Origin of the sequence: Streptomyces nogalater (genome assembly GCF_039532885.1) — a bacterium.
Classification (GTDB): domain Bacteria; phylum Actinomycetota; class Actinomycetes; order Streptomycetales; family Streptomycetaceae; genus Streptomyces; species Streptomyces nogalater.
The window spans coordinates 111,364-133,388 of record NZ_BAAASM010000026.1; the positions used below are offsets into that span (position 1 = coordinate 111,364).

The window sequence follows — 22,025 nt, forward strand, 5'->3', positions numbered from 1 at the left end:
CGCCCCTGCGGGAGTTGTCAGGGTCGTCCCCTACGGGAGCGGGCAGGCCCCGGCCATCGCGCTGGAGTGCGCCGGGGTCAGCGGGAGCGCAGCGCGTGCAGGACGTCGATCCGGTTCGTCGTGACCGAGTCCACGCCCAGCTCCAGCAGCCTGCTCATGGAACGGCGGGTGTCCGGGGTCCACACCGACAGCAGGCAGCCGTCGCGGTGCACCCGGGCGGCCAGCTCCCGGTCGACCAGCGAGAAGCGGTAGTTGAGCCAGCGCGGGCGCACGGCGGCGAGCAGCGCCGGGCGGGGCGGGGCCAGGCTCGTCCAGGTCAGGGCGATCTCGGCGGCCGGGTCGGCGGCCCGGACGGCGAGCATGGCCTCGGCGCCCGCGCTGTAGTAGACGCGGTCCCGGGCGCCGCTCTGCCGGATGACGTCCAGCGTCCGCTCGACCGTACGGCGGCCGACGGGACCGCACAGATCCACCATCACCCGGCTGTCACCGGTCGCGGCCAGCGCCTGCGCCAGCGTCGGCACCCCGCCCGCCGTCAGCCCGCGCAGTTCCTGAACAGACAGCGCGGCCAGCGGCCGGTCGATCTCCCACAGTCGGCGCAGCGTCTCGTCGTGCAGCAGCACGGGCACGCCGTCCCGGGTGAGCCGAACGTCGATCTCGACGGCGTCCGCGCCCTGCCCGAGCGCGGAACGCAGCGAGGCGAGGGTGTTCTCACGGAAGCGGTAAGGGTCGCCGCGGTGGGCCACGGCGGTCACGGTCTGCATGGGCCCCATTGTGGCCATGCGGCGACCGGGGCCGGGGGAGGGGGCCCGGGCGAGAGGCGGGAGGCCCCGCGCCCGGTGCGCGGGGCCCGGCGGGTTCGGTGGGTTCGGTGGGTTCGGGCGCGGTGGCTCAGCCGGCGAGCCAGGTGTTGGTGTAGTCGTCGATCTCCCGGACGATCCGGGCCTTGCCCGCCTCGTCCAGGAAGGAGACCTCCACGGCGTTCTTCGCGAGCGCGGCGACGCCCCGCTCGTCCAGTTCCAGGAGCCGGGCGGCCACCGCGTACTCGTTGTTCAGGTCGGTGCCGAACATCGGCGGGTCGTCGGAGTTGATCGTCACCAGCACACCGGCCCGGGTGAACTCCTTGATCGGGTGCTCCTCCAGGGTGCGGACCGCGCGGGTGGCGATGTTGGAGGTCGGGCAGACCTCCAGCGGGATACGGTGCTCGGCGAGGTGGGCCAGCAGCTTCGGGTCCCGCGCCGAACTGGTGCCGTGCCCGATGCGCTCGGCGCGCAGGTCGCGCAGCGCGTCCCACACCGTCTCCGGGCCGGTGGTCTCCCCGGCGTGCGGGACGGAGCGCAGGCCTGCGGCGATGGCCCGGTCGAAGTACGGCTTGAACTGCGGCCGGGGCACGCCGATCTCCGGCCCGCCGAGCCCGAACGACACCAGGCCCTCCGGGCGGATCTTGTCCTCGGTGGCCAGCCGCGTCGTCACCTCGGCCGCCTCCAGACCGGCCTCGCCGGGAATGTCGAAGCACCAGCGCAGCACGGTCCCGAACTCCGCCTCGGCGGCCTTGCGGGCGTCCTCGATCGCGTCCATGAAGGCCCGCTCGTCGATGCCGCGCCGGGTGGAGGAGAAGGGGGTGATGGTCAGCTCCGCGTACCGCACCTGCTGCCGGGCCAGGTCGCGGGCCACCTCGTAGGTGAGCAGCCGGACGTCCTCCGGGGTGCGGATCAGGTCCACAACCGACAGATAGACCTCGATGAAGTGCGCGAAGTCCGTGAAGGTGAAGTAGTCGGCGAGGGCCACGGGGTCGGCGGGGACCTTGGAACCGGGGTGGCGGGCGGACAGTTCCGAGACGATGCGGGGGGAGGCGGAGCCGACGTGGTGGACGTGCAGTTCGGCCTTGGGCAGTCCCGCGATGAAGGCGCGCAGATCGCGGTCGGCGGTGCCGGTGGCGGGTACGGCGGTGTCGGTCAAGGGGTCCTCCCCGGGAACGGCGCCGGCGGACCGCGGTGGCGGCCCGGGCGCGGTGATCGGCTGATCGGTGGCGCGGGTTCATCGTAGGCCCCGGGGCCGCGGTGTCCCGAGCGGCCCGTAGCATGACGGGACCGTCCAGGAGAGGGGTCCCTTCACCATGTCCGACGAGGCGCCGCAGCCGACGCCGGGGGAGCAGACCGCGTCCGCCCACGGGCCGGCGGAACCGGCTCCCGGGCACGGGTCCGCCACACCCCCGGTCTCCCTGGACAAGGAAGCGACACCTACACCGCCGACCTCCCCTGCGGACCGGGCGCCGGGGCCGACGGGGCCCGGGGAGCACCGGACGCCGGAACAGGTGGAGCCCGGGGCGGACCGGACGCCGGGGCCGGCGGAGCCCGAGGCGGACCGCATACCGGAACAGGTGGAACACCAGGAGGACCGGCTACCGGCGCCCGCAGCCACCGGCGCGGACCAGGCCTCGGTGCCCGCGGGATCAGGAACGGGCCTGTCATCGGGGCCTGGGGCATCCGGAGCCGACGTGGCCTCGGTGCCCGCGGGACCTGGAACTGGCGTGGCACCGGCGCCCGCGGCACCCGGAGCCGACCGTGCCCCGGTCCAGGACGCGCCCGTCCCCGCCCCGGTTCACGACCAGCAGACCCTGACCTTCCGGCCGACGGCCCCGGAGCCGCCCGCGCCCGCCGACGGCACGCTCGCCGACGCCCCGGCCGCCCCCTGGGCCAGCCCCGTCGGCGGAACCGCTGCCCAGGCCCCGGCGTCGCCCCCGTCCACGGCCCCGGCGTCCGCCGCCCAGCAGAACCCCTTCGCACCTCCCGGCCCGAACCCGGCCCCGGCCCCGCACCCGGCCCCTGCGCCGAACCCCTTCGCTCCACCCGCCGCCGCCGGATCGACGCCCCAGGCCACCCACCCCTTCCCCCACTCCAACCCCGCGCCGGCCCCGAACCCGTTCGCATCCCCCGCTCCCGGACCGGTGGCCCAGGCCCACCCCTTCCCCGCGCCCGCGGGAGCGGAAGCCGTGCCGCCGCCGCCCATCGCCCCCGACGGTCCCGGGCAGGTGCCGTACGGCTACCCGGGCACCCTGCCGGCCTACGGCTACCCGGGCCAGCCGCACGCCCCGTACGTCGCTGCCCCCTACCCCGCCGGCAACGGTTACGGCTGGCCCGGCATGCAGGCGTTCCCGAGCAACGGCATGGGTACGGCCTCCCTGGTGCTGGGCATCCTCGCGGACATCAGCTGCCTGGCGTGGCCGCTCGCCCTGGTGCTGGGCGTCCTGGCGGTCATCTTCGGCGCGCTCGGCCGGGGGAAGGCCAAGCGGGGCGAGGCCACGAATCCCGGGGTGGCCCTGGCCGGCCTCATCTGCGGCGCGACGGGCATCGTCCTGGTGCTGATCGTGTTCGCCGTCATGATCGCGGTGTACGGCTGACCCCTCACCGGACGGCAGCCCTCAGGCCCCCGCCCCCGCCAACCGTTCCCGTGCTTCCATCAGGGCGAAGCCCAGGAGGTTGAGGCCCTGCCAGCGTTCCGGGTCCGACGCCGCCTCGTCGCCCGCCGCGAGGCCTATGCCCCAGACGCGGTCCAGGGGGCTCGCCTCCACCAGCACCCGGTCGCCGGTGTTCACCAGGAACTGCCCCAGGCCGTCGTCGGCGGCGAACTTGTGCGCGCAGCCCTCGACCACGATCCGGAACCGCTCCCGCTCCCAGGTCTCCTCGTCGAAGTCCCGGACCAGCCGCCCGGCCTTCTTCGCCTCGGCGGGATGCTCCGCGGCCAGCACCCGGCGCTCCGCCTCCGCGTCCCCGAACAGCCGGGCCTTGCCGGCCATCATCCAGTGTTCGGCCGTCGGGTACTCCACCCCGTCCACCACGAACGGTGACGGCCACCACTGGCTCAGACAGCTCGCGCCGATCCGCCCGTCCGGTCGCGGCCGGTGCCCCCAGAAGTGGAGGTACTTCGGCCGGGCCCCCGCCCGGACCTCCCTGATCAGGGATTCCACCCCGTCGATCTTTCCCATGCACGCGAGTCTGGCACGCACCACTGACAATCCGTCCGCCCTTTCACCCCCCGACTCGACACCTGGTCGACAGATTCCGTCGCGTAACCAAAAGGCAACAACGGAATCACTTGTTGGTGCCCTATGGCTCTGTCAGGATCGGCACTCAAATCGAGCTGGAGCTACGCCACCCACCCCCGGACGGGGCGTACGGCGGAGGAGAGCGACATGCACAACCCGGGCACCGCCACCCCGGAACGATTCCCCGCCCAGGACCGGTTCGCGGACGGCGCGCAGTTCATCGCCGGCCGGCCGGCCAAGGGCACCTCGGGCCGCCACCACGCCGTGGTCGACCCCGCCACCGGCCGGGAGGTGTACCGCTACGAATTGGCCGGCCCCGCCGACGTGGACGCGGCCGTCGCCGCCGCGCGCGAGGCGTTCCCGGGCTGGGCCGCCGCCACCCCGGGCGAGCGCTCGGAGGCGCTGCACCGGTTCGCCGGTGTGCTCGCCGAGCGCGCCGAGGACCTGGCCCGCGCCGAGTCCCTCCAGTGCGGCAAGCCGCTCAAGCTCACCCGCGAGTTCGACGTGCCGGGCACCGTCGACAACACCGCCTTCTTCGCGGGCGCCGCCCGGCACTTGCAGGGACAGTCCGCCGGCGAGTACTCCGGGGACCACACGTCGTACATCCGGCGCGAGCCCATCGGGGTGGTCGGGTCCATCGCGCCCTGGAACTACCCCCTCCAGATGGCCGCCTGGAAGATCCTGCCGGCGATCGCCGCGGGCAACACCATCGTGCTGAAGCCCGCCGAGACCACCCCGCTGACCTCGCTGATGTTCGCCCAGGCGGCCACGGACGCGGGCATCCCGGCCGGCGTGGTCAACATCGTCACCGGGACCGGGAAGGAGGCCGGCGAGCACCTGGTCGGGCATCCGGACGTGGCCATGACCTCGTTCACCGGCTCCACCGCCGTAGGCCGGCGCGTCGCCGAGATCGCCACCGCCACCGTCAAGCGGCTGCACCTGGAGCTCGGCGGCAAGGCGCCCTTCGTCGTGTTCGACGACGCCGACCTGGAGGCCGCCGTGCACGGCGCGGTCGCGGGCTCGCTCATCAACAGCGGCCAGGACTGCACGGCCGCCACGCGCGCGTACGTGCAGCGTCCGCTGTACGAGGCGTTCGTGGAGCGGACGGCGGCGCTGATGGAGACCGTCCGGCTCGGCGACCCGTTCGCGCCCGGCACCGATCTCGGACCGTTGATCTCGCACACCCACCGCGACCGGGTGGCCGCGTTCGTGGACCGGGCGCGCGCCTACGCGCGCGTGGTCACCGGCGGCGAGGCGCCGCAGGGGGAGCTGAAGGACGGCGCCTACTACCGGCCCACCCTGATCACCGGCGCCGCCCAGGACAGCGAGATCGTCCAGGCGGAGATCTTCGGCCCCGTCCTGGTCGTGCTGCCCTTCGACACCGACGACGAGGGCCTGCGGCTGGCCAACGACACGCCGTACGGCCTGGCCGCCTCCGCGTGGACGGGCGACGTCTACCGTGCGCACCGGGCCACCCGCGAGCTCAAGGCGGGCTGCGTCTGGGTCAACGACCACATCCCGATCATCAGCGAGATGCCGCACGGCGGCTACAAGGCATCGGGCTTCGGCAAGGACATGTCGGTGTACTCCTTCGAGGAGTACACGCAGGTCAAGCACGTCATGTTCGACAACACCGCGGTGGCCGCCAAGGACTGGCACCGCACCGTCTTCGGGGACCGCTAGAGACCGACCAGGCCACTGACCAGGCCGATCCCTCCCGAAAGGGCACCACGCGCATGGAGCAGTACGAGCCCGACCGCCTGACCCCGCCCGAAGCGGCCGCCCCGCGGCGCGGCCTCAGGGGCGGCAGGGCGGCCCTGACCCGCCGGTCGCTGCTGCGGGCCGCCACGGGTGGCGCGCTCGCGGCCGGCGGCCTCGGGACGCTCGCCGCCTGCGGGATCCCCGCGGCGGGCAGGAGCCCGGGCGGCACCTCCGCCCAGGACCACTCGGCCACGGAGAAGGTGGTCAACTTCTCCAACTGGACCGAGTACCTCGACGTCGACGACAGCGGCAAGCGCCACCCGACCCTGGAGACCTTCCGCGAGCGGACCGGGATCAGGGTCGACTACACCGAGGACATCAACGACAACAACGAGTTCTTCGGCAAGATCAAGCCCCAGCTCGCCGCGGGTCAGGACACCGGCCGGGACCTCATCGTCCTCACCGACTGGCTGGCCGCCCGGATGATCCGCCTCGGCTGGGTCCAGAAACTCGACCCCGCCAACCTGCCGCACGCCTACACCAACCTGTCGGCCCAGTTCCGCGACCCGGACTGGGACCCGGGGCGGGCGTACTCGTACCCCTGGCAGGGCATCTCCACCGTCATCGCCTTCAACAACAAGGCGCTGGACGGCATCGAGGTGCGCTCGGTCTCCGACCTGCTGGACAACCCCGGGCTCAAGGGGCGCGTGGGCTTCCTGTCGGAGATGCGCGACAGCGTGGGCATGACCCTGCTCGACATGGGCAAGGACCCGGCGAAGTTCACCGACGACGACTACGACGCGGCGATCGCCCGCCTCCAAAGGGCCGTCGACAAGGGCCAGATCCGCCGCTTCACCGGCAACGACTACACCTCCGACCTCTCCAAGGGCGACTTCGCCGCCTGTATCGCCTGGGCGGGTGACGTCGTCCAGCTCAAGGCGGACAACCCGCACATCGACTTCGTCATCCCCGACAGCGGCTATGTGACGTCGACCGACAACCTGTGCGTCCCCAACAAGGCGCGCCACAAGACGAACGCCGAACGGCTGATCGACTTCTACTACGAGCCCGCGCAGGCCGCCGCGCTCGCCGCGTACATCAACTACGTGACACCGGTCGACGGGGTGAAGCCCTACCTTGCGAAGATCGACCAGGGCGCGGCGGACAACCCGCTGATCGTCCCCGACCGTGCCATGCAGGCGAAGTCCCATGCCTTCCGCTCCCTGAGCCAGAAGGAAGAGACGGCCTACGAAGGAAAGTTCGCGAAGCTCACAGGGGCGTGACGACGATGAAGACGACACCAGACAACAGCGGCGACGTCCGCCTCTCGGGGATCTCCAAGACCTACGGCTCCTTCACCGCCGTACACCCGCTGGACCTGACCGTGCCCGAGGGCTCCTTCTTCGCCCTGCTGGGCGCCTCCGGCTGCGGCAAGACCACCACCCTGCGCATGATCGCCGGCCTGGAGGAGCCCACCACGGGCACGGTCCGGCTCGGCGACCAGGACGTCACCCACCTGCCGCCCTACAAGCGGCCGGTGAACACGGTGTTCCAGTCCTACGCCCTCTTCCCGCACCTCGACATCTTCGAGAACGTCGCCTTCGGCCTGCGCCGGCGCGGCATCAAGAGCGTGAAGAAGCAGGTCGAGGAGATGCTGGAGCTGGTCCAGCTGGGCGAGCAGGCGCGCAAGAAGCCGCACCAGCTCTCCGGCGGCCAGCAGCAGCGGGTCGCCGTGGCCCGCGCCCTGATCAACCACCCCAAGGTGCTGCTGCTGGACGAGCCGCTCGGCGCCCTCGACCTGAAGCTGCGCCGTCAGATGCAGCTGGAGCTCAAGCGCATCCAGACCGAGGTCGGCATCACCTTCGTCCATGTCACGCACGACCAGGAGGAGGCCATGACCATGGCCGACACGGTCGCCGTGATGAACGGCGGCCGGGTCGAGCAGCTCGGCGCGCCGGCCGACCTGTACGAGAACCCGCGGACCACCTTCGTCGCGAACTTCCTCGGCACCTCGAACCTCATCGAGGCCGAGGTCGACACCCGCAGCGGCGACGACATCGTGCTCAAGGCGGGCGACGGCAAGCTGGTGCTGCCCGGCGCCCGATGTACGGCCCCCGCGGCGGTCGGCGGCAAGGTGCTGCTCGGCATCCGCCCGGAGAAGATCTCGCTCACGCACGCCGACGACGCGGGGGAGATCCCGGCCGGCCGCAACCGCCTCACCGGGAGGATCGCCGACGCCAGCTTCATCGGCGTCTCCACCCAGTACGTCGTCGACAGCCCCGTCTGCGACGGCCTGTCGGTGTACGTGCAGAACGTGGAGCGGGACGGCCGGCTGGTGCCCGGCGCCGACGTCGTCCTGCACTGGAGCCCGGCCCACACCTTCGCCCTGGACGCGGCCCAGGCCATCGACGCGGGCACCGAGGAAGAGGTCGCCGCCTGATGTCCACGCTCACCGAGGCGCCCCCGCCGCTCGGCCCCGCCGCGCCCGAGGAGAAGCCCCCGCGCCGGCGCGGCCGGTTCACCCCGTACTGGCTGCTGCTGCCCGGCATGCTGTGGCTGATCGTCTTCTTCGCGCTGCCGATGGTCTACCAGGCCTCCACCTCCGTGCAGCAGGGCTCCCTGGAGCAGGGCTACAAGGTCACCTGGCACTTCGCGACCTACTGGGACGCGCTGAACGCGTACTGGCCGCAGTTCCTGCGTTCGGTGTGCTACGCCGCCGCCGCGACCGTGCTGTGCCTGCTGCTCGGCTATCCGCTGGCGTACCTCATCGCCTTCCGCGCCGGCCGCTGGCGCAACCTGATCATGATCCTGGTGATCGCGCCGTTCTTCACCAGCTTCCTGATCCGCACCCTGGCCTGGAAGACGATCCTCGCCGACAACGGCCCGGTCGTGCACGCCCTGAACACGCTGCACGTCCTGGACCTCACCGACTGGCTCGGCTGGACGGCCGGCGAGCGGGTGCTGGCCACCCCGCTGGCCGTGGTGTGCGGACTGACGTACAACTTCCTGCCGTTCATGATCCTGCCGCTGTACACCTCGCTGGAGCGGATCGACGGGCGGCTGCACGAGGCGGCCGGCGACCTGTACGCCAGGCCCTGGACCACCTTCCGCAAGGTCACCTTCCCACTGTCCATGCCGGGCGTGGTCTCCGGGACGCTGCTGACCTTCATCCCGGCCGCCGGCGACTACGTCAACGCCGAACTCCTCGGCTCCACCGACACCCGCATGATCGGCAATGTCATCCAGACGCAGTTCCTGCGCGTTCTGGACTATCCGACGGCCGCCGCGCTCTCCTTCATCCTCATGGCCGCCATCCTGGCCATGGTCACCCTCTACATCCGCCGGTCGGGGACGGAGGACCTGGTCTGAATGTCTTTCCTCAACTGGCTCAAGCGCCGGCTCGTCGTCATCGCCGGCCTGCTGACACTCGCCTATCTGCTGCTGCCGAACCTCATCGTCACGGTGTTCTCCTTCAACAAACCGAAGGGGCGCTTCAACTACGAATGGCAGCGGTTCTCCACGGACGCCTGGAAGGACCCGTGCGGGGTCGCCGACATGTGCGGCTCGCTGTCCCTCAGCCTCCGGATCGCCGCCTTCGCGACGGTCGGCGCCACGGTCCTCGGCACGATGATCTCCTTCGCGCTGGTCCGCTACCGCTTCCGCGCGCGCGGCGCCGTCAACTCGCTGATCTTCCTGCCGATGGCGATGCCCGAGGTGGTCATGGCCGCCTCGCTGCTCACCCTGTTCCTCAACATGGGCGCCCAGCTGGGCTTCTGGACGATCCTGATCGCCCACATCATGTTCTGCCTGAGCTTCGTCGTCACCGCGGTCAAGGCGCGCGTGATGTCGATGGACCCGCGCCTGGAGGAGGCCGCCCGGGACCTGTACGCCGGTCCCGTGCAGACCTTCTGGCGGGTCACCCTGCCCATCGCGGCACCCGGAATCGCCGCGGGCGCGCTGCTGTCGTTCGCGCTCTCCTTCGACGATTTCATCATCACCAATTTCAACGCCGGCTCGACGGTCACCTTCCCGATGTTCGTATGGGGCTCGGCGCAGCGCGGAACGCCCGTGCAGATCAATGTGATCGGCACCGCCATGTTCCTCCTCGCCGTCCTGTTCGTCCTGGTCGCGATGGTCCTCGGAAACCGCCGGAACAAGCAAAAGGCATAGGTCTTTCCTAGGCCTTTACGGAAAGCCTCTGTAGGGAGTTGAAATCATGGCCCCAAGCGCCATGAGCCGTGGTAAAGACAACTGGATCGCCTCTCTCTCCGAAGCCCAGCCGGTCCCGTACTGGCTGGAAGACCCCGGCAAGCCGGCCGCCGAGCCCGCCCTCACCACCGCCGAGACCTGCGACCTGCTGGTGGTCGGCGGCGGCTACAGCGGGCTGTGGACGGCCCTGAACGCCAAGGAGCGCGACCCCGGGCGCGATGTCGTCCTGCTGGAAGGCCGCGAGGTGGGCTGGGCCGCCTCCGGCCGCAACGGCGGCTTCTGCGCCGCCTCCCTCACGCACGGCCTGCCCAACGGCCTCACCCGCTGGCCCGGCGAGATCCACAGACTGGAGGAGCTGGGCCGGCGCAACCTCGACGAGATCGAGGCCGCCCTCGCCCGGTACGGCATCGACTGCGACTTCGAACGCACCGGCGAGATCGACGTGGCCACCGAGACCTACCAGGCCTGGGAGCTGAAGGACTGGCACCGGGAACTCCAGGAGAAGGGCCTCGCCGACGGCATCGACTTCCTGGACGCCGACGCCGTGCGCGCCGAGGTGGACTCGCCCACCTTCCAGGCGGGGCTGTGGGACCGCCGGGGCGTGGCCATGCTGCACCCGGCCAAGCTCGCCTGGGGCCTGAAGCGGGCCTGCCTGAGCCTCGGGGTGCGGGTGTACGAGCACACGCCCGCCCTCACCCTGAAGACCTACGGCGCCGGGATGACCGTACGCACCCCCTACGGCGCCGTCCGCGCCCGCAAGGTCGCGCTCGGCACCAACATCTTCCCCAACCTCGTACGACGCGTGCGCTCCTACACCGTCCCGGTCTACGACTACGCCCTGATGACCGAGCCGCTCACCGCCGACCAGCTCGCCGCCGTCGGCTGGAAGAACCGGCAGGGCCTCGGCGACAGCGCCAACCAGTTCCACTACTTCCGGCTCTCCGCCGACAACCGCGTGCTGTGGGGCGGCTACGACGCGGTCTACCCCTACGGCGGCCGGGTGCGCGCCGAGTACGACGACCGGCCCGAGACGTACGCCAAGCTCGCCGGCCACTTCTTCACCTGCTTCCCGCAGCTGGAGGGTGTCCGTTTCACGCACGCCTGGGGCGGCGCGATCGACACCTGCTCCCGGTTCTCCGCGTTCTTCGGCACCGCCCACCAGGGCCGGGTGGCCTACGCGGCCGGCTACACGGGCCTCGGTGTCGGCGCCACCCGGTTCGGCGCGGACGTGATGCTGGACCTGCTGGACGGGGAGCGCACCGAGCGGACCGGGCTGGAGATGGTCCGCAAGAAGCCGCTGCCGTTCCCGCCGGAGCCGTTCGCCTGGACCGGGATCGCCCTCACCAAGTGGTCGCTGGCCCGCGCCGACGCGCACGGCGGCCGGCGGAACCTGTGGCTGCGGACGATGGACCGGCTGGGTCTGGGCTTCGACAGCTGAGGTGACCCACCTCACCCCAAGGGGCCGCGCGAACCCGCGTAATGCTCCGGGGCCGCCTCCCTCTCATCTCCCGACGCACCCGCGTCCACGACAGAGAGGGAGGCTTTTTCGATGACTGGGGAGAAGACGGCCGTCGCATGGCTGGCATCCGTCGCACCGGACCCCGAGGCCTGCCGCCGGGAGTGGGAACGCAACCCCCTGGGGATTGCCCTGCTGCCCGCCGGCAAGGCCTGGGACGTCCTGATCCTGCCGGGTGACCTCGGCTATCCGACCCTGGACGTGCTCACCCGCATGCTCGACCGGCCCGGCCCGGTGCTCGCCGACTTCGGTGACAGCCGGCTCGGGTTCCTGGTGCCCGCGGGCACCGCGGCCCGCTGGGTCGGCACCGGCGTCCGCACCGCCGGGGCCGGCACCTGGATCGTCGTGCCGTATCCGGGCCGGGCGGCCCGGGGCGTGCGCTGGCTGGTGCCGCCGGACGGCTCCGGCACACTGACCGACCCCGCGCTGCTGGAACTGGCGATGCACGAGGCGGCGGCACAGCGGGCCCGGCGCGGTGACGCGGACGGGTAACGCCCGGGCACCTTGACAGCAGGATTGGTCTGGACCACATTGTGTGCGCTCCCGCTCCTCCAACTCCCCCGATCCCGGAGGCCCTTGTGGAACGCACCAGACGTCGCAGATCCGTCCTCGCCGTGCTCACGGCCGTAAGCCTGGCCGTGCCCGGTATCACCGCGCTCTCGTCGGCCGCCCGTGCGGCCGACGCGGACGTCGCCGTCAACGGCGGTTTCGAGTCCGGCCTGACCGGCTGGACCTGCACCGCCGGTACGACGGTGAACTCGCCCGTGCACAGCGGCACTTCGGCGCTTCAGGCCACCCCGGCCGGCGGCGACAACGCCCGGTGCTCGCAGACGGTGACCGTCCAGCCAGGCGCCCAGTACACCCTGTCCGGATACGTCCGCGGCTCCTACGTCTACCTCGGCGCGAGCGGCACCGGCACCACCGACGTCTCCACCTGGACCCAGTCCGCCCCCGACTGGCAGAAGCTGAGCACCACCTTCCGCACCGGGGCCACCACCACCAAGGTCACCATCCACACCCACGGCTGGTACGGCACCGGCGCCTACCAGGCCGACGACATCACCCTCGTCGGCCCCGGCGGCAGCGGCACCACCCAGCCGCCCGCCGCCCCGGCCGGCCTGAAGACCACCACCGTGACCTCCTCCTCCGTCGGACTGTCCTGGTCGGCGGTGACCGGCGCGACGGGTTACGCCGTCTACCGCGACGGCATCAAGGTCCAGACGGTGACGGGCACTTCGGCGACCGTCTCCGGACTCGCCGCCTCGACGGCGTACGGCTTCCAGGTCACCGCGGTGAACGAGGCCGGCGAATCCGCGAAGTCCGCGATCGTCACCGCCACGACCGGCGCGGGCGGCGATGGCGGAGGTTCGTCCCCGTTGCCCGCGCACGCCCTGGTCGGCTATCTGCACGCCAGCTTCGCCAACGGCGCCGGCTACACCCGGCTCGCCGACGTCCCCGACAGCTGGGACGTCATCGACCTGGCCTTCGGCGAGCCCACCTCGGTCACCTCCGGGGACATCCGCTTCAACCGCTGCCCGGTCACCGAGTGCCCGAACGTGGAGAGCGACGCCGAGTTCAAGGCGGCGATCAAGGCCAAGCAGGCGGCCGGCAAGAAGGTGCTGATCTCCATCGGCGGCCAGAACGGCCAGGTCCAGCTGACCACCACCGCGGCCCGCGACACCTTCGTCGCCTCGGTCTCCCGCATCATCGACACCTACGGCCTGGACGGCCTCGACATCGACTTCGAGGGCCACTCGCTGTCCCTGAACGCGGGCGACACGGACTTCAAGAACCCCACCACCCCCGTGATCGTCAACCTGATCTCGGCGCTGAAGACCCTGAAGGCCAAGTACGGCGCCACGTTCGTGCTCACCATGGCACCGGAGACGTTCTTCGTGCAGAACGGCTACCAGTACTACGGCAGCGGCAAGTGGGGCGGCCAGGACCCGCGCTGCGGCGCCTACCTCCCGGTGATCCACGCCCTGCGCGACGACCTGACCCTGCTGCACGTCCAGGACTACAACTCGGGTCCGATCATGGGCCTGGACAACCAGTACCACTCCATGGGCGGCGCCGACTTCCACATCGCCATGACCGACATGCTGCTGACCGGCTTCCCGGTGGCCGGCGACCAGAACAACGTCTTCCCGCCGCTGCGCCCCGACCAGGTCGCCATCGGCATGCCGGCGTCCACGAACGCGGGCAACGGCCACGTCTCCCCGGCCGAGGTCACCAAGACCCTGGACTGCCTGACGAAGAAGACGAACTGCGGCCCGTACGCCACCCACGGGACCTGGCCCGCCCTGCGCGGCCTGATGACCTGGTCGGTGAACTGGGACCGGTTCGCGAACTGGGAGTTCCAGAAGACGTTCGACGCCTACTTCGGCTGACCGCGCTACTTCGGCTGACCGCGCCCGCTCCGGCCGACCGCGCGGGCGAGGACGGCCAGCGGCACGGCGCCCAGGCACCAGCCGGCCAGCACGTCCAGCGGCCAGTGGTAGCCGTGGCGGACCAGGCCGTAGGACACCCCGAGGACCAGGACCCCGCAGCCGGCCGCCAGCGCGCGGCGGGCGGCGGGGGAGCGGAGCCAGGGGAGCAGGAGCAGGGCCGCCGAGCCGTAGGCCACCACCGCCGTGGTCGTGTGACCCGACGGGAAGTACCCCGTCCCCGGGGGCACCACCGGTGTCCCCGGCCGGTCGGTCCACTCCTTCAGCGGCACAACGACCGCCGGGACCAGCGCCATCAGCACGGCGGCGGTCAGCGGCGCCAGCCACCAGCGGGGAACGCCCCGGACCCGGCCGAGCCACAGGGCAAAGGCGAGGGCGAGGGCCAGCACCGGGACGGCGACCTGGATGTTGCCGAGGTCGGAGAGGAACCGGGAGAACCCGTCCGGATGGACCAGGGCCCGGCTCACCTCGGCGTCCGGCCGCAGCAGCGGCCCGTCGGTGACGACCTGCCAGGTGATCAGGGCGAGGGCGACGACCGGGAGGACCAGGAGAAGCATGCGCCCAGCTTCGCAGGTCCGCTCAAGGGACCGCGGGAGAGGAGGTCGGCCGCCCCGGAACAGGGGGGGTGGTTCCGAGGCGGCCGTCCGGACCGGAATGCCGCGCGCCCCGGGGGGTTTGGGGCGGCGACCGTCCGATCGGTGAGGAGATCCCGGAGCCGTGAGGCACCGGATGTGTGCGCGAGGGCACGACCGGATCGAAGCTGGGGAGGCCTCGGCCCGGATCCGCCCACGGTCTCCCGTGGGCGGGGTGTATCTCTCATCTGGAGAGAACCTACGGCAGGCCGGGGCGGTTGGGCAGATGGAATCCCTTCCCGCCATCCACCCCGCACACCTTCTTCACACGGCCTGCCGCAGGCACCTCCACAGGTACGGACCTCTCGGCCCGGCGCCCGGTCGGACGCGCGGTCCGAGGTGTGGGTCAGACGCGGGCGAAGGCCTGCTCGATGATGTCGAGACCCTCGTTCAGCAGGTCCTCGCCGATGACCAGCGGGGGCAGGAAGCGGAGCACGTTGCCGTACGTGCCACAGGTCAGCACCAGCAGACCCTCGGCGTGGCAGGCCTTGGCGAGCGCGGCGGTGGCCTCCGGGTTCGGCTCCTTGGTGGTCCGGTCCTTGACCAGCTCGATGGCGATCATCGCGCCGCGCCCGCGCACGTCACCGATGATGTCGAACTTCTCGGCCATGGCGGTGAGGCGACCCTTCATGACCTCCTCGATGCGCTTGGCCTTGCCGTTGAGGTCCAGCTCCTTCATCGTCTCGATGGCACCGAGCGCACCGGCGCAGGCGACGGGGTTACCGCCGTAGGTGCCACCGAGACCACCGGCGTGCGCGGCGTCCATGATCTCCGCGCGGCCGGTCACGGCGGCGAGCGGCAGACCGCCGGCGATGCCCTTGGCGGTGGTGATCAGGTCCGGGACGATGCCCTCGTCCTCACACGCGAACCACTGCCCGGTCCGGCAGAAACCGCTCTGGATCTCGTCGGCGACGAAGACGATCCCGTTGTCGGCGGCGAACTGGCGGATCGCGGGCAGGAAGCCCTTGGCGGGCTCGATGAAGCCGCCCTCGCCCAGCACCGGCTCGATGATGATCGCGGCGACGTTGTCCGGGCCGACCTGCTTGGTGATCTGCTCGATGGCCTGCTTGGCGGCCTCCGGACCCGCGTTCTCCGGGCCGGTCGGCCAGCGGTAGCCGTAAGCCACCGGCACGCGGTAGACCTCGGGGGCGAACGGACCGAAGCCGTGCTTGTACGGCATGTTCTTCGCGGTCAGCGCCATGGTCAGGTTGGTCCGGCCGTGGTAACCGTGGTCGAACACGACGACGGCCTGCCGCTTGGTGTAGGCACGCGCGATCTTGACGGCGTTCTCGACGGCCTCGGCGCCGGAGTTGAACAGCGCGGACTTCTTGGCGTGGTCGCCCGGGGTCAGCTCGGCGAGGGCCTCCGCGACCGCCACGTAGCCCTCGTACGGGGTGACCATGAAACAGGTGTGCGTGAAGTCGGCGAGCTGGGCGCTCGCGCGCCGCACCACGGCCTCGGCGGAGGCGCCGACGGAGGTCACGGCGATACCGGAGCCGAAGTCGATGAGGCTGTTGCCGTCCACGTCCTCGATGACACCGCCGCCGGCGCGGGTGACGAAGACCGGCAGCGTGGAACCCACACCCTGGGCGACCACGGCGGTACGGCGGGCCTGAAGCTCCTGCGACTTCGGGCCGGGGATGGCGGTGACGACGCGGCGCTCCTGCGGAAGTGCGGTCATGGGGGGCTCCCTGATGATCTTGCGTACCGGGCGGTCCCGGGCGGTTCCGGGCGGTGCGTTTACGGACGCATACCTTCTTTTCTCGCAGGCTAAGACCGGTTCCGGGGGGTGGGCATGCTCCATGTGGGCGTTGTCGGCGCGCTCCCTTGTCCGCGGTGGACATAGCCCGCCCGGACGGCTGGAGCCCGCTTCGGCCACGTAAGCGGTGAACTCCCCTTGCCGGGGCGTTAGATTGGCTCGCTGATGACGGACCGAACGGCGCACGGAACGGCTGGTCAGGGGGCAGGGTCGATGGACACCGACGGCACACAGGACGCACGGGAAACCCCGGCGACACCGGTACCACGCCCGACGGCACCGGGGGCGAGGGTGCCGCCCATGCCGCCGGGGCTGCCGCCGGCGCCCCTCGTGCCCCCCGGCGCGCCTCCGAAACCGGAGACCTCGCCCTTTTTGACCTGGTTGCGGACCCCCCGCCCGGAGGCGGCGCCCGGCATCTGGCGCTTCGGGCACCGGCCCCGCCCCGAACAGGAGCCCGAACAGATCCCGACCCGGCAGCTGCTCAGCGGGGCCCTGATCGCCTTCCTCGTGGGCTGGCTGGTGTGGTCCCTGCTGTGGAACGGCTACTTCGGCACCTGGTGGGTGCTGCCGCTGGACCTGTTCACCCCCGACTCCTGGCGCCAGAGCAACGACCGCGTCGGCAACGCCATCCTCTGGTACTCGTACTACGCCGTCATCGCCCTCGCCATCCTGCTGGTGGTCGGCCGTCTCGGCCGCTGGGGTGAGGTCTGGCGCCGTTACGGACCGCGCACCTGGGGCGCCGCCACGCCCGCGGCGCCACCCCCGCCCACCCCCGACCAGGACCCCGCCGAATGGCCGCAGCTGCGGCAGGCCGGGGCGTATGAGGCTGCGGAGCGGCTTGCCGCCGAGGCGAAGGCCGGGCTCATGCGGGATGTGGACCACGCCCGGCTCAGCCGGGCCTGGCAGGGCGTACGGACCGGCCGGCACAGCCTCGCCACCTTCACCGGTGCCGTACTGAAGGACGGCGCCGCCGCCTGCCCGCACCCCTCCGGCGCCCGCGACCTGCCCGTCCGGCACGCCCGGCACGACCTGCTCACCGGCCAGGTCAGGCTCGGCACCACGGCCGACGACCCCCGCAACCCCTTCCACTACCGCGGCGCCGGCCTGGCCCTCGGCCCCGACCTGCTCGGCACCTCCCTGCTCGCCGTCGGCCCGGCCGGCTCCGGCAAGACCGGCGCCCTGGTGCGCCCGCTCGCCGAGTCGCTGTGCCTGCAGGCGCTGGCCGGCCGGACGTCGGTCGTGGTGGTCGGCGCGGCGGGCGCCGGACTCGGACCGGCGGAGTCCTACGACGTGGTCGTACGCGTCGGCCACCCCGACTCCGTGTACGACCTCGATCTCTACGGCGGTACCACCGACCCAGACGAGGCCGCCGCCATACTCGCCGAGGCCCTCGTCGGCGACCTAGCCGACCCGCACCCCGGCAGCGACAGCCGCCGTTCCACCACCGTCCTCGCCCAGCTGCTCGGCCCCTTCCGCGCCGTCCACGGCCGCTTCCCCTCCGTGCCGGAGCTGCGCCAGCTGCTCGACGGCGCCCCCGGACCGCTGGCCGCGCTGCGCAAGGCGCTGACCGACGCCGGACACGCCTCCCTGCTCAGGGAGCTCGACGCCAGGGAGCGGCAGCTGGCCCACCCGGGGGACGTCGGCTCGGTCCTGGCCGACCGGATCGCCCTGCTCGACCGGCCCGCCTTCGCCTCCTTCTTCGACACCTCCGGCCAGAGCCGGCCGTTCTCGCTGAGGGCCCTCGACCATCCGGTCCGGGTCCGCATCGACCTGCCCCAGCGCGGCCACGCGGACGCCTCCCGGATCCTGGCCCGGCTGGTGCTCGCCCAGTTCACCGCCTCCGTGACGGTACGGGAGGACCGCTCGCTCTTCGCCTGCCTGGTGCTCGACGACGCCTCCGGGGTCGTCACCCCGGAGGCCGTGCGCGGTATCCAGCGGCTGCGCAGCGCCAACGCCGGCATCGTGCTCACCCTGCGCACCCTGGACGACGTACCCCGGCCGCTGCGCGGCCCGCTGCTCGGCGCCACGGGCTGCAGGATGGCGCTGTCCGGGCTCACTCCCTGGGACGGTCAGGACTTCGCCGAGGTGTGGGGCAAGGAGTGGATCGAGGCCCGGGACGTCACCGACCGCCAGATCATCGCCGAGACCCCGGCCGGCAAGGCCGTGCACATGCTGCGCCGGGTCATCACCGGCCAGGCGCCCACCGCCCGCGCCGTCACCGTCCGGCAGGTTGAGCGGGAGCGTTGGTCCGCGTCCGAGTTGGCTCATGGGGTGCCGCCGGGGCATGCGGTGTTGTCGTTGACCACCGTGCAGGGCGAGCACGCGCCGCCGTTGCTGGTCGATCTGCGGGGCTGAGCGGACCGGCGGCGTCGGCTCGTACGGTGAGGCAGAATCGGGGTGGGCCGTTCATACACCGCGGCCAAAAGATCACTCGGTTCCCCTCACCGTGAAGGCCCCATGCCCCCGACTCTCGCCTCGCTCGTCCACCACTCCGCGCTCAAGCTGACCGTGCGCGCGGGCGAGGACCACCTCGACGTGCCCGTCCGCTGGGCGCACGTCAGCGAGCTGGCCGACCCCGTGCCCTACATGGAGGGCGGCGAGCTGCTGCTGATCACCGCGCTCAAGCTGGACGCGGAGGACCGGGAGGCCATGCGGCGGTACGTCCGCCGGCTGGTCGGCGCCGGCGTCGTAGGGCTCGGGTTCGCCGTCGGCGTGAACTACGACGAGACGCCCGAACCGCTCGTCGACGCCTGCGCGCAGGAGGGCCTGCCGCTGCTGGAGGTGCCCCGCCGCACCCCCTTCCTCGCCATCAGCAAGGCCGTCTCCGCGGCCATCGCCGCCGACCAGTACCGCGCCGTCACGGCCGGTTTCGCCGCCCAGCGGGAGCTGACCAGGCAGGCCCTCGGCGCCGGTCCCGAGGGCGTGCTCGGCGCCCTCGCCGCCCAGGTCGACGGTTGGGCCGCGCTCTACGACGCCTCGGGTTGCGTCGTCGCCGCCGCCCCGGACTGGGCCGGCCGCCGCGCCGCCCGGCTCACCGCCGAGGTCGAGCGGCTGCGCGAGCGGCCCGCCCCGGCCTCCTCCGTGGTCGGCGGACCGGACCACGAGGACCGGGTGGAGCTGCACAGCCTCGGCACCGGCCGCCGCCCCCGCGCCGCGCTCGCCGTCGGCACCGCCGCCGCGCTCGGCACCGCCGAACGGTACGCCGTCCACTCCGCCATCGCCCTGCTCACCCTCACCACCGAACGCTCCCGCTCCCTGCACGCGGCCGAGCAGCGCGTGGGCGCGGCGGTGCTGCGCATGCTGCTCGCCGGGGAACCGGACCACGCCCGGGCCGTCGCCGGCGACCTGTACGGCGCGCTGCTGGACGCCCCGTTCCGGGTGATCGTCGCCGAGTCCGCGACCGGTCCGGCGGGCGAACACCTCGGCGAGCTCGCCGAGGCCGTGGAGTCCGCGGCGGCCCGGGCCGGGGAGGCCGTGCTGGTGGTGCCCGAGGGGGAGCGGCTGGTGCTGGTGGCCGCCGACGAGGGCGCGGCGGTGTCCGCGTGCACCGCGTACGCCGTCGCGCGCGAGGCCGAGCGGGCGCGGCCCGAGCAGGGGCGGGCGGACGAGGCCGACCCGGCCGTGGGTCTCTCCGCGCCCGCCGGGCCCACCGCGGCGTCGGCGGCGTACAAGCAGGCCGAACAGGCGCTGTCGGTGGCGCGCCGGCGGGGCCGGGTGTTCGTCGAGCACGAGCAGGTGGCGGCCGGGTCCGTGCTGCCGCTGCTGGCCGACGACGCGGTGCGGGCGTTCGCCGACGGGCTGCTGCGGGCGCTGTACGAACACGACGCCACCGGGCGGGGGGACCTGGTCGCCTCGCTGCGGGCGTGGCTGTCCCGGCACGGGCAGTGGGACGCCGCCGCGGCCGACCTGGGGGTTCACCGGCACACCCTGCGGTACCGGATGCGGCGGGTCGAGGAGATCCTCGGCCGCAGCCTGGACGATCCCGACGTCCGCATGGAACTGTGGCTCGCCCTGAAGGCCACGGCGACCGAGTGACCGAGTAACCGGGTGAGCGGGTGACCGGGCGAGCGGGTGGCCGGGTGGGGCGGCTTCCACCGGCCGACGGCACCGCCACTCACCCCGGCCACCTCGCCAAACCGGCGCAGCCCCCGGCCCGACTGCTACGACTCGGACAAACGACCGCCGGCCGCCCCCGCCCTACCGTGGAGCACGCAAGCCAAGCACACCCCCAACGCGGAAGGGCCGGGACTCGTACATGACTTCCACCCATGCCTTCTGGCTCGCCGGCCGCCAGGTCACCGGCGAGGACAGCTTCGACGTCACCTCCCCGTGGGACGGCCGGCTCGTCGGCTCGGTCAGCGTGCCGAGCGAGGCCCAGGTCGAGGAGGCCGTGGCCGCCGCGTACGCCGTACGGGACGAGTTCGCCGCCACCCCGGCGCACGTCCGCGCCGCCGCCCTCGACCACGTCAGCAAGCGGCTGGCCGAGCGCACCGAGGAGATCGCCCAGCTGATCTCCGCCGAGAACGGCAAGCCGATCAAGTGGGCCCGGGGCGAGGTCGGCCGCGCGGTCTCGGTGTTCCGGTTCGCCGCCGAGGAGGCCCGCCGGTTCAACGGCGGCGAGGCCCAGCGGCTGGACACGGACGCCGGCGGCCAGGGCCGGCTCGCGCTCACCCGCCGCTTCCCCAAGGGGGTCGTGCTCGGCATCGCGCCGTTCAACTTCCCGCTGAACCTGTGCGCCCACAAGGTCGCCCCGGCGATCGCCGCCGGCGCCCCGATCATCCTGAAGCCGGCCCCGGCCACCCCGCTGTCCGGTCTGATCCTCGGCGACCTGCTCGCCGAGACCGAGCTGCCGGCCGGCTCCTGGTCGATCCTGCCGGTCCCGAACGACCGCATGCCCGCGCTGGTCCAGGACGAGCGCCTGCCGGTCATCTCCTTCACCGGGTCCGACAAGGTCGGCTACGCGATCATGGACTCGGTGCCGCGCAAGCACTGCACGCTGGAGCTGGGCGGCAACGGAGCCGCGGTCGTCCTCGGCGACTTCTCCTGTGACGCCGACCTGGACTGGGCCGCGACCCGCATCGCGACCTTCTCCAACTACCAGGGCGGCCAGTCCTGCATCTCGGTGCAGCGGGTGATCGCCGACGCGTCCGTGTACGACCGGCTGCTGCCGCGCATCGTCGCCGCCGTCGAGGCCCAGGTCACCGGGGACCCGTCCGACCCCAAGACCGATGTCGGCCCGCTGGTCAGCGAGGACGCCGCCAAGCGCGTGGAGTCCTGGGTGGACGAGGCGGTCGCGGCCGGCGCGAGCCTGCTCACCGGCGGCAAGCGGGACGGCGCCTCGTACGCGCCGACCGTTCTCGCCGACGTACCGGCGGACGTCACGATCGCCTGCGAGGAGGTCTTCGGCCCCGTCCTCACCGTGCGCAAGGTGAACGGCGAGGAGGAGGCGTTCGCCGCGGTCAACGACTCCAAGTTCGGCCTCCAGGCAGGCGTGTTCACCCACGACCTCCAGGTCGCCTTCCGTGCCCACCGCGCCCTGGAGGTCGGCGGTGTGGTGATCGGCGACGTCCCGTCCTACCGCGCCGACCAGATGCCGTACGGCGGCGCCAAGCAGTCCGGCGTGGGCCGCGAAGGCGTCCGGTACGCGATGGAGGACTACACCTACGAGCGCGTGCTGGTCCTGACCGGTCTCGCGCTCTGACCTGCCACGGACAGGTCA

Annotated in this window: 17 protein-coding genes; 12 read left to right on the plus strand and 5 right to left on the minus strand. The window is 72.3% G+C overall.

Annotation, left to right across the window (positions count from 1 at the left end; genetic code table 11):
- Positions 1-77 precede the first annotated feature (77 nt).
- The gene (locus ABD350_RS18640; protein ID WP_344349269.1) at positions 78-761 is read right to left on the minus strand and encodes a glycerophosphodiester phosphodiesterase; all 684 of its coding nucleotides are present in this window, start codon (positions 759-761) and stop codon (positions 78-80) included.
- A gap of 127 nt (positions 762-888) precedes the next feature.
- Positions 889-2,013 carry an adenosine deaminase gene (locus ABD350_RS18645; RefSeq protein WP_344349303.1) on the minus strand — a complete coding sequence of 375 codons (1,125 nt, stop codon included), beginning with the start codon at positions 2,011-2,013 and terminating at the stop codon, positions 889-891.
- Positions 2,014-2,527: 514 nt separating this feature from the next.
- Here ABD350_RS18645 and ABD350_RS18650 point away from each other — a divergent pair.
- The gene (locus ABD350_RS18650) at positions 2,528-3,397 is read left to right on the plus strand and encodes a DUF4190 domain-containing protein (protein WP_344349270.1); all 870 of its coding nucleotides are present in this window, start codon (positions 2,528-2,530) and stop codon (positions 3,395-3,397) included.
- A gap of 21 nt (positions 3,398-3,418) precedes the next feature.
- Here the strand turns inward: ABD350_RS18650 and ybiA are convergent, their stop codons facing one another.
- Positions 3,419-3,982 carry a riboflavin biosynthesis intermediates N-glycosidase gene (gene ybiA, locus ABD350_RS18655; protein ID WP_344349271.1) on the minus strand — a complete coding sequence of 188 codons (564 nt, stop codon included), beginning with the start codon at positions 3,980-3,982 and terminating at the stop codon, positions 3,419-3,421.
- Positions 3,983-4,189: 207 nt separating this feature from the next.
- Here ybiA and ABD350_RS18660 point away from each other — a divergent pair, with 207 nt between their 5' ends.
- The 8 genes from ABD350_RS18660 (at position 4,190) to ABD350_RS18695 (ending at position 13,858) form a co-directional block, all read left to right on the plus strand.
- Positions 4,190-5,725 carry a gamma-aminobutyraldehyde dehydrogenase gene (locus ABD350_RS18660; protein WP_344349272.1) on the plus strand — a complete coding sequence of 512 codons (1,536 nt, stop codon included), beginning with the start codon at positions 4,190-4,192 and terminating at the stop codon, positions 5,723-5,725.
- Between the two features lie 53 nt (positions 5,726-5,778).
- Positions 5,779-7,026, plus strand: a complete 1,248-nt coding sequence (locus ABD350_RS18665) for a polyamine ABC transporter substrate-binding protein (protein WP_344349273.1) — start codon at positions 5,779-5,781, stop codon at positions 7,024-7,026.
- A 5-nt stretch (positions 7,027-7,031) separates the two neighbouring features.
- Positions 7,032-8,183: an ABC transporter ATP-binding protein gene (locus ABD350_RS18670; protein WP_344349274.1), complete on the plus strand. Its 1,152-nt coding sequence runs from the start codon at positions 7,032-7,034 to the stop codon at positions 8,181-8,183.
- Positions 8,183-9,112 carry an ABC transporter permease gene (locus ABD350_RS18675; protein WP_344349275.1) on the plus strand — a complete coding sequence of 310 codons (930 nt, stop codon included), beginning with the start codon at positions 8,183-8,185 and terminating at the stop codon, positions 9,110-9,112. Before ABD350_RS18670 ends, ABD350_RS18675 begins: the two co-directional genes overlap by 1 nt.
- Complete coding sequence (locus ABD350_RS18680) at positions 9,113-9,913, plus strand: ABC transporter permease (protein WP_344349276.1); 801 nt, start codon at positions 9,113-9,115, stop codon at positions 9,911-9,913. It begins immediately after the preceding gene.
- Between the two features lie 46 nt (positions 9,914-9,959).
- On the plus strand, positions 9,960-11,390 hold the full coding sequence (locus ABD350_RS18685; RefSeq protein ID WP_344349278.1) for an NAD(P)/FAD-dependent oxidoreductase: 1,431 nt from the start codon (positions 9,960-9,962) through the stop codon (positions 11,388-11,390).
- Between the two features lie 111 nt (positions 11,391-11,501).
- Entirely contained in the window at positions 11,502-11,960 is a 459-nt protein-coding gene (locus ABD350_RS18690) for a bifunctional DNA primase/polymerase (RefSeq protein WP_344349279.1), read from the plus strand.
- Positions 11,961-12,046: 86 nt separating this feature from the next.
- Positions 12,047-13,858: a chitinase gene (locus tag ABD350_RS18695; protein WP_344349280.1), complete on the plus strand. Its 1,812-nt coding sequence runs from the start codon at positions 12,047-12,049 to the stop codon at positions 13,856-13,858.
- A gap of 5 nt (positions 13,859-13,863) precedes the next feature.
- Here the strand turns inward: ABD350_RS18695 and ABD350_RS18700 are convergent, their stop codons facing one another.
- A complete protein-coding gene (locus ABD350_RS18700; RefSeq protein ID WP_344349281.1) occupies positions 13,864-14,472 on the minus strand; it encodes a phosphatase PAP2 family protein in 609 nt (202 codons plus the stop codon).
- A gap of 421 nt (positions 14,473-14,893) precedes the next feature.
- Entirely contained in the window at positions 14,894-16,228 is a 1,335-nt protein-coding gene (gene gabT, locus ABD350_RS18705) for a 4-aminobutyrate--2-oxoglutarate transaminase (protein ID WP_249491102.1), read from the minus strand.
- 291 nt (positions 16,229-16,519) lie between these two features.
- Here gabT and ABD350_RS18710 point away from each other — a divergent pair, with 291 nt between their 5' ends.
- The 3 genes from ABD350_RS18710 to ABD350_RS18720 all read left to right on the plus strand — a co-directional run bounded on the left by ABD350_RS18710 (position 16,520) and on the right by ABD350_RS18720 (position 22,007).
- A complete protein-coding gene (locus ABD350_RS18710; protein WP_344349282.1) occupies positions 16,520-18,661 on the plus strand; it encodes an ATP-binding protein in 2,142 nt (713 codons plus the stop codon).
- A gap of 102 nt (positions 18,662-18,763) precedes the next feature.
- Positions 18,764-20,341, plus strand: a complete 1,578-nt coding sequence (locus ABD350_RS18715; protein WP_344349283.1) for a PucR family transcriptional regulator — start codon at positions 18,764-18,766, stop codon at positions 20,339-20,341.
- Positions 20,342-20,561: 220 nt separating this feature from the next.
- Entirely contained in the window at positions 20,562-22,007 is a 1,446-nt protein-coding gene (locus ABD350_RS18720) for an aldehyde dehydrogenase family protein (RefSeq protein WP_344349284.1), read from the plus strand.
- The last annotated feature ends 18 nt before the right edge of the window (positions 22,008-22,025 follow it).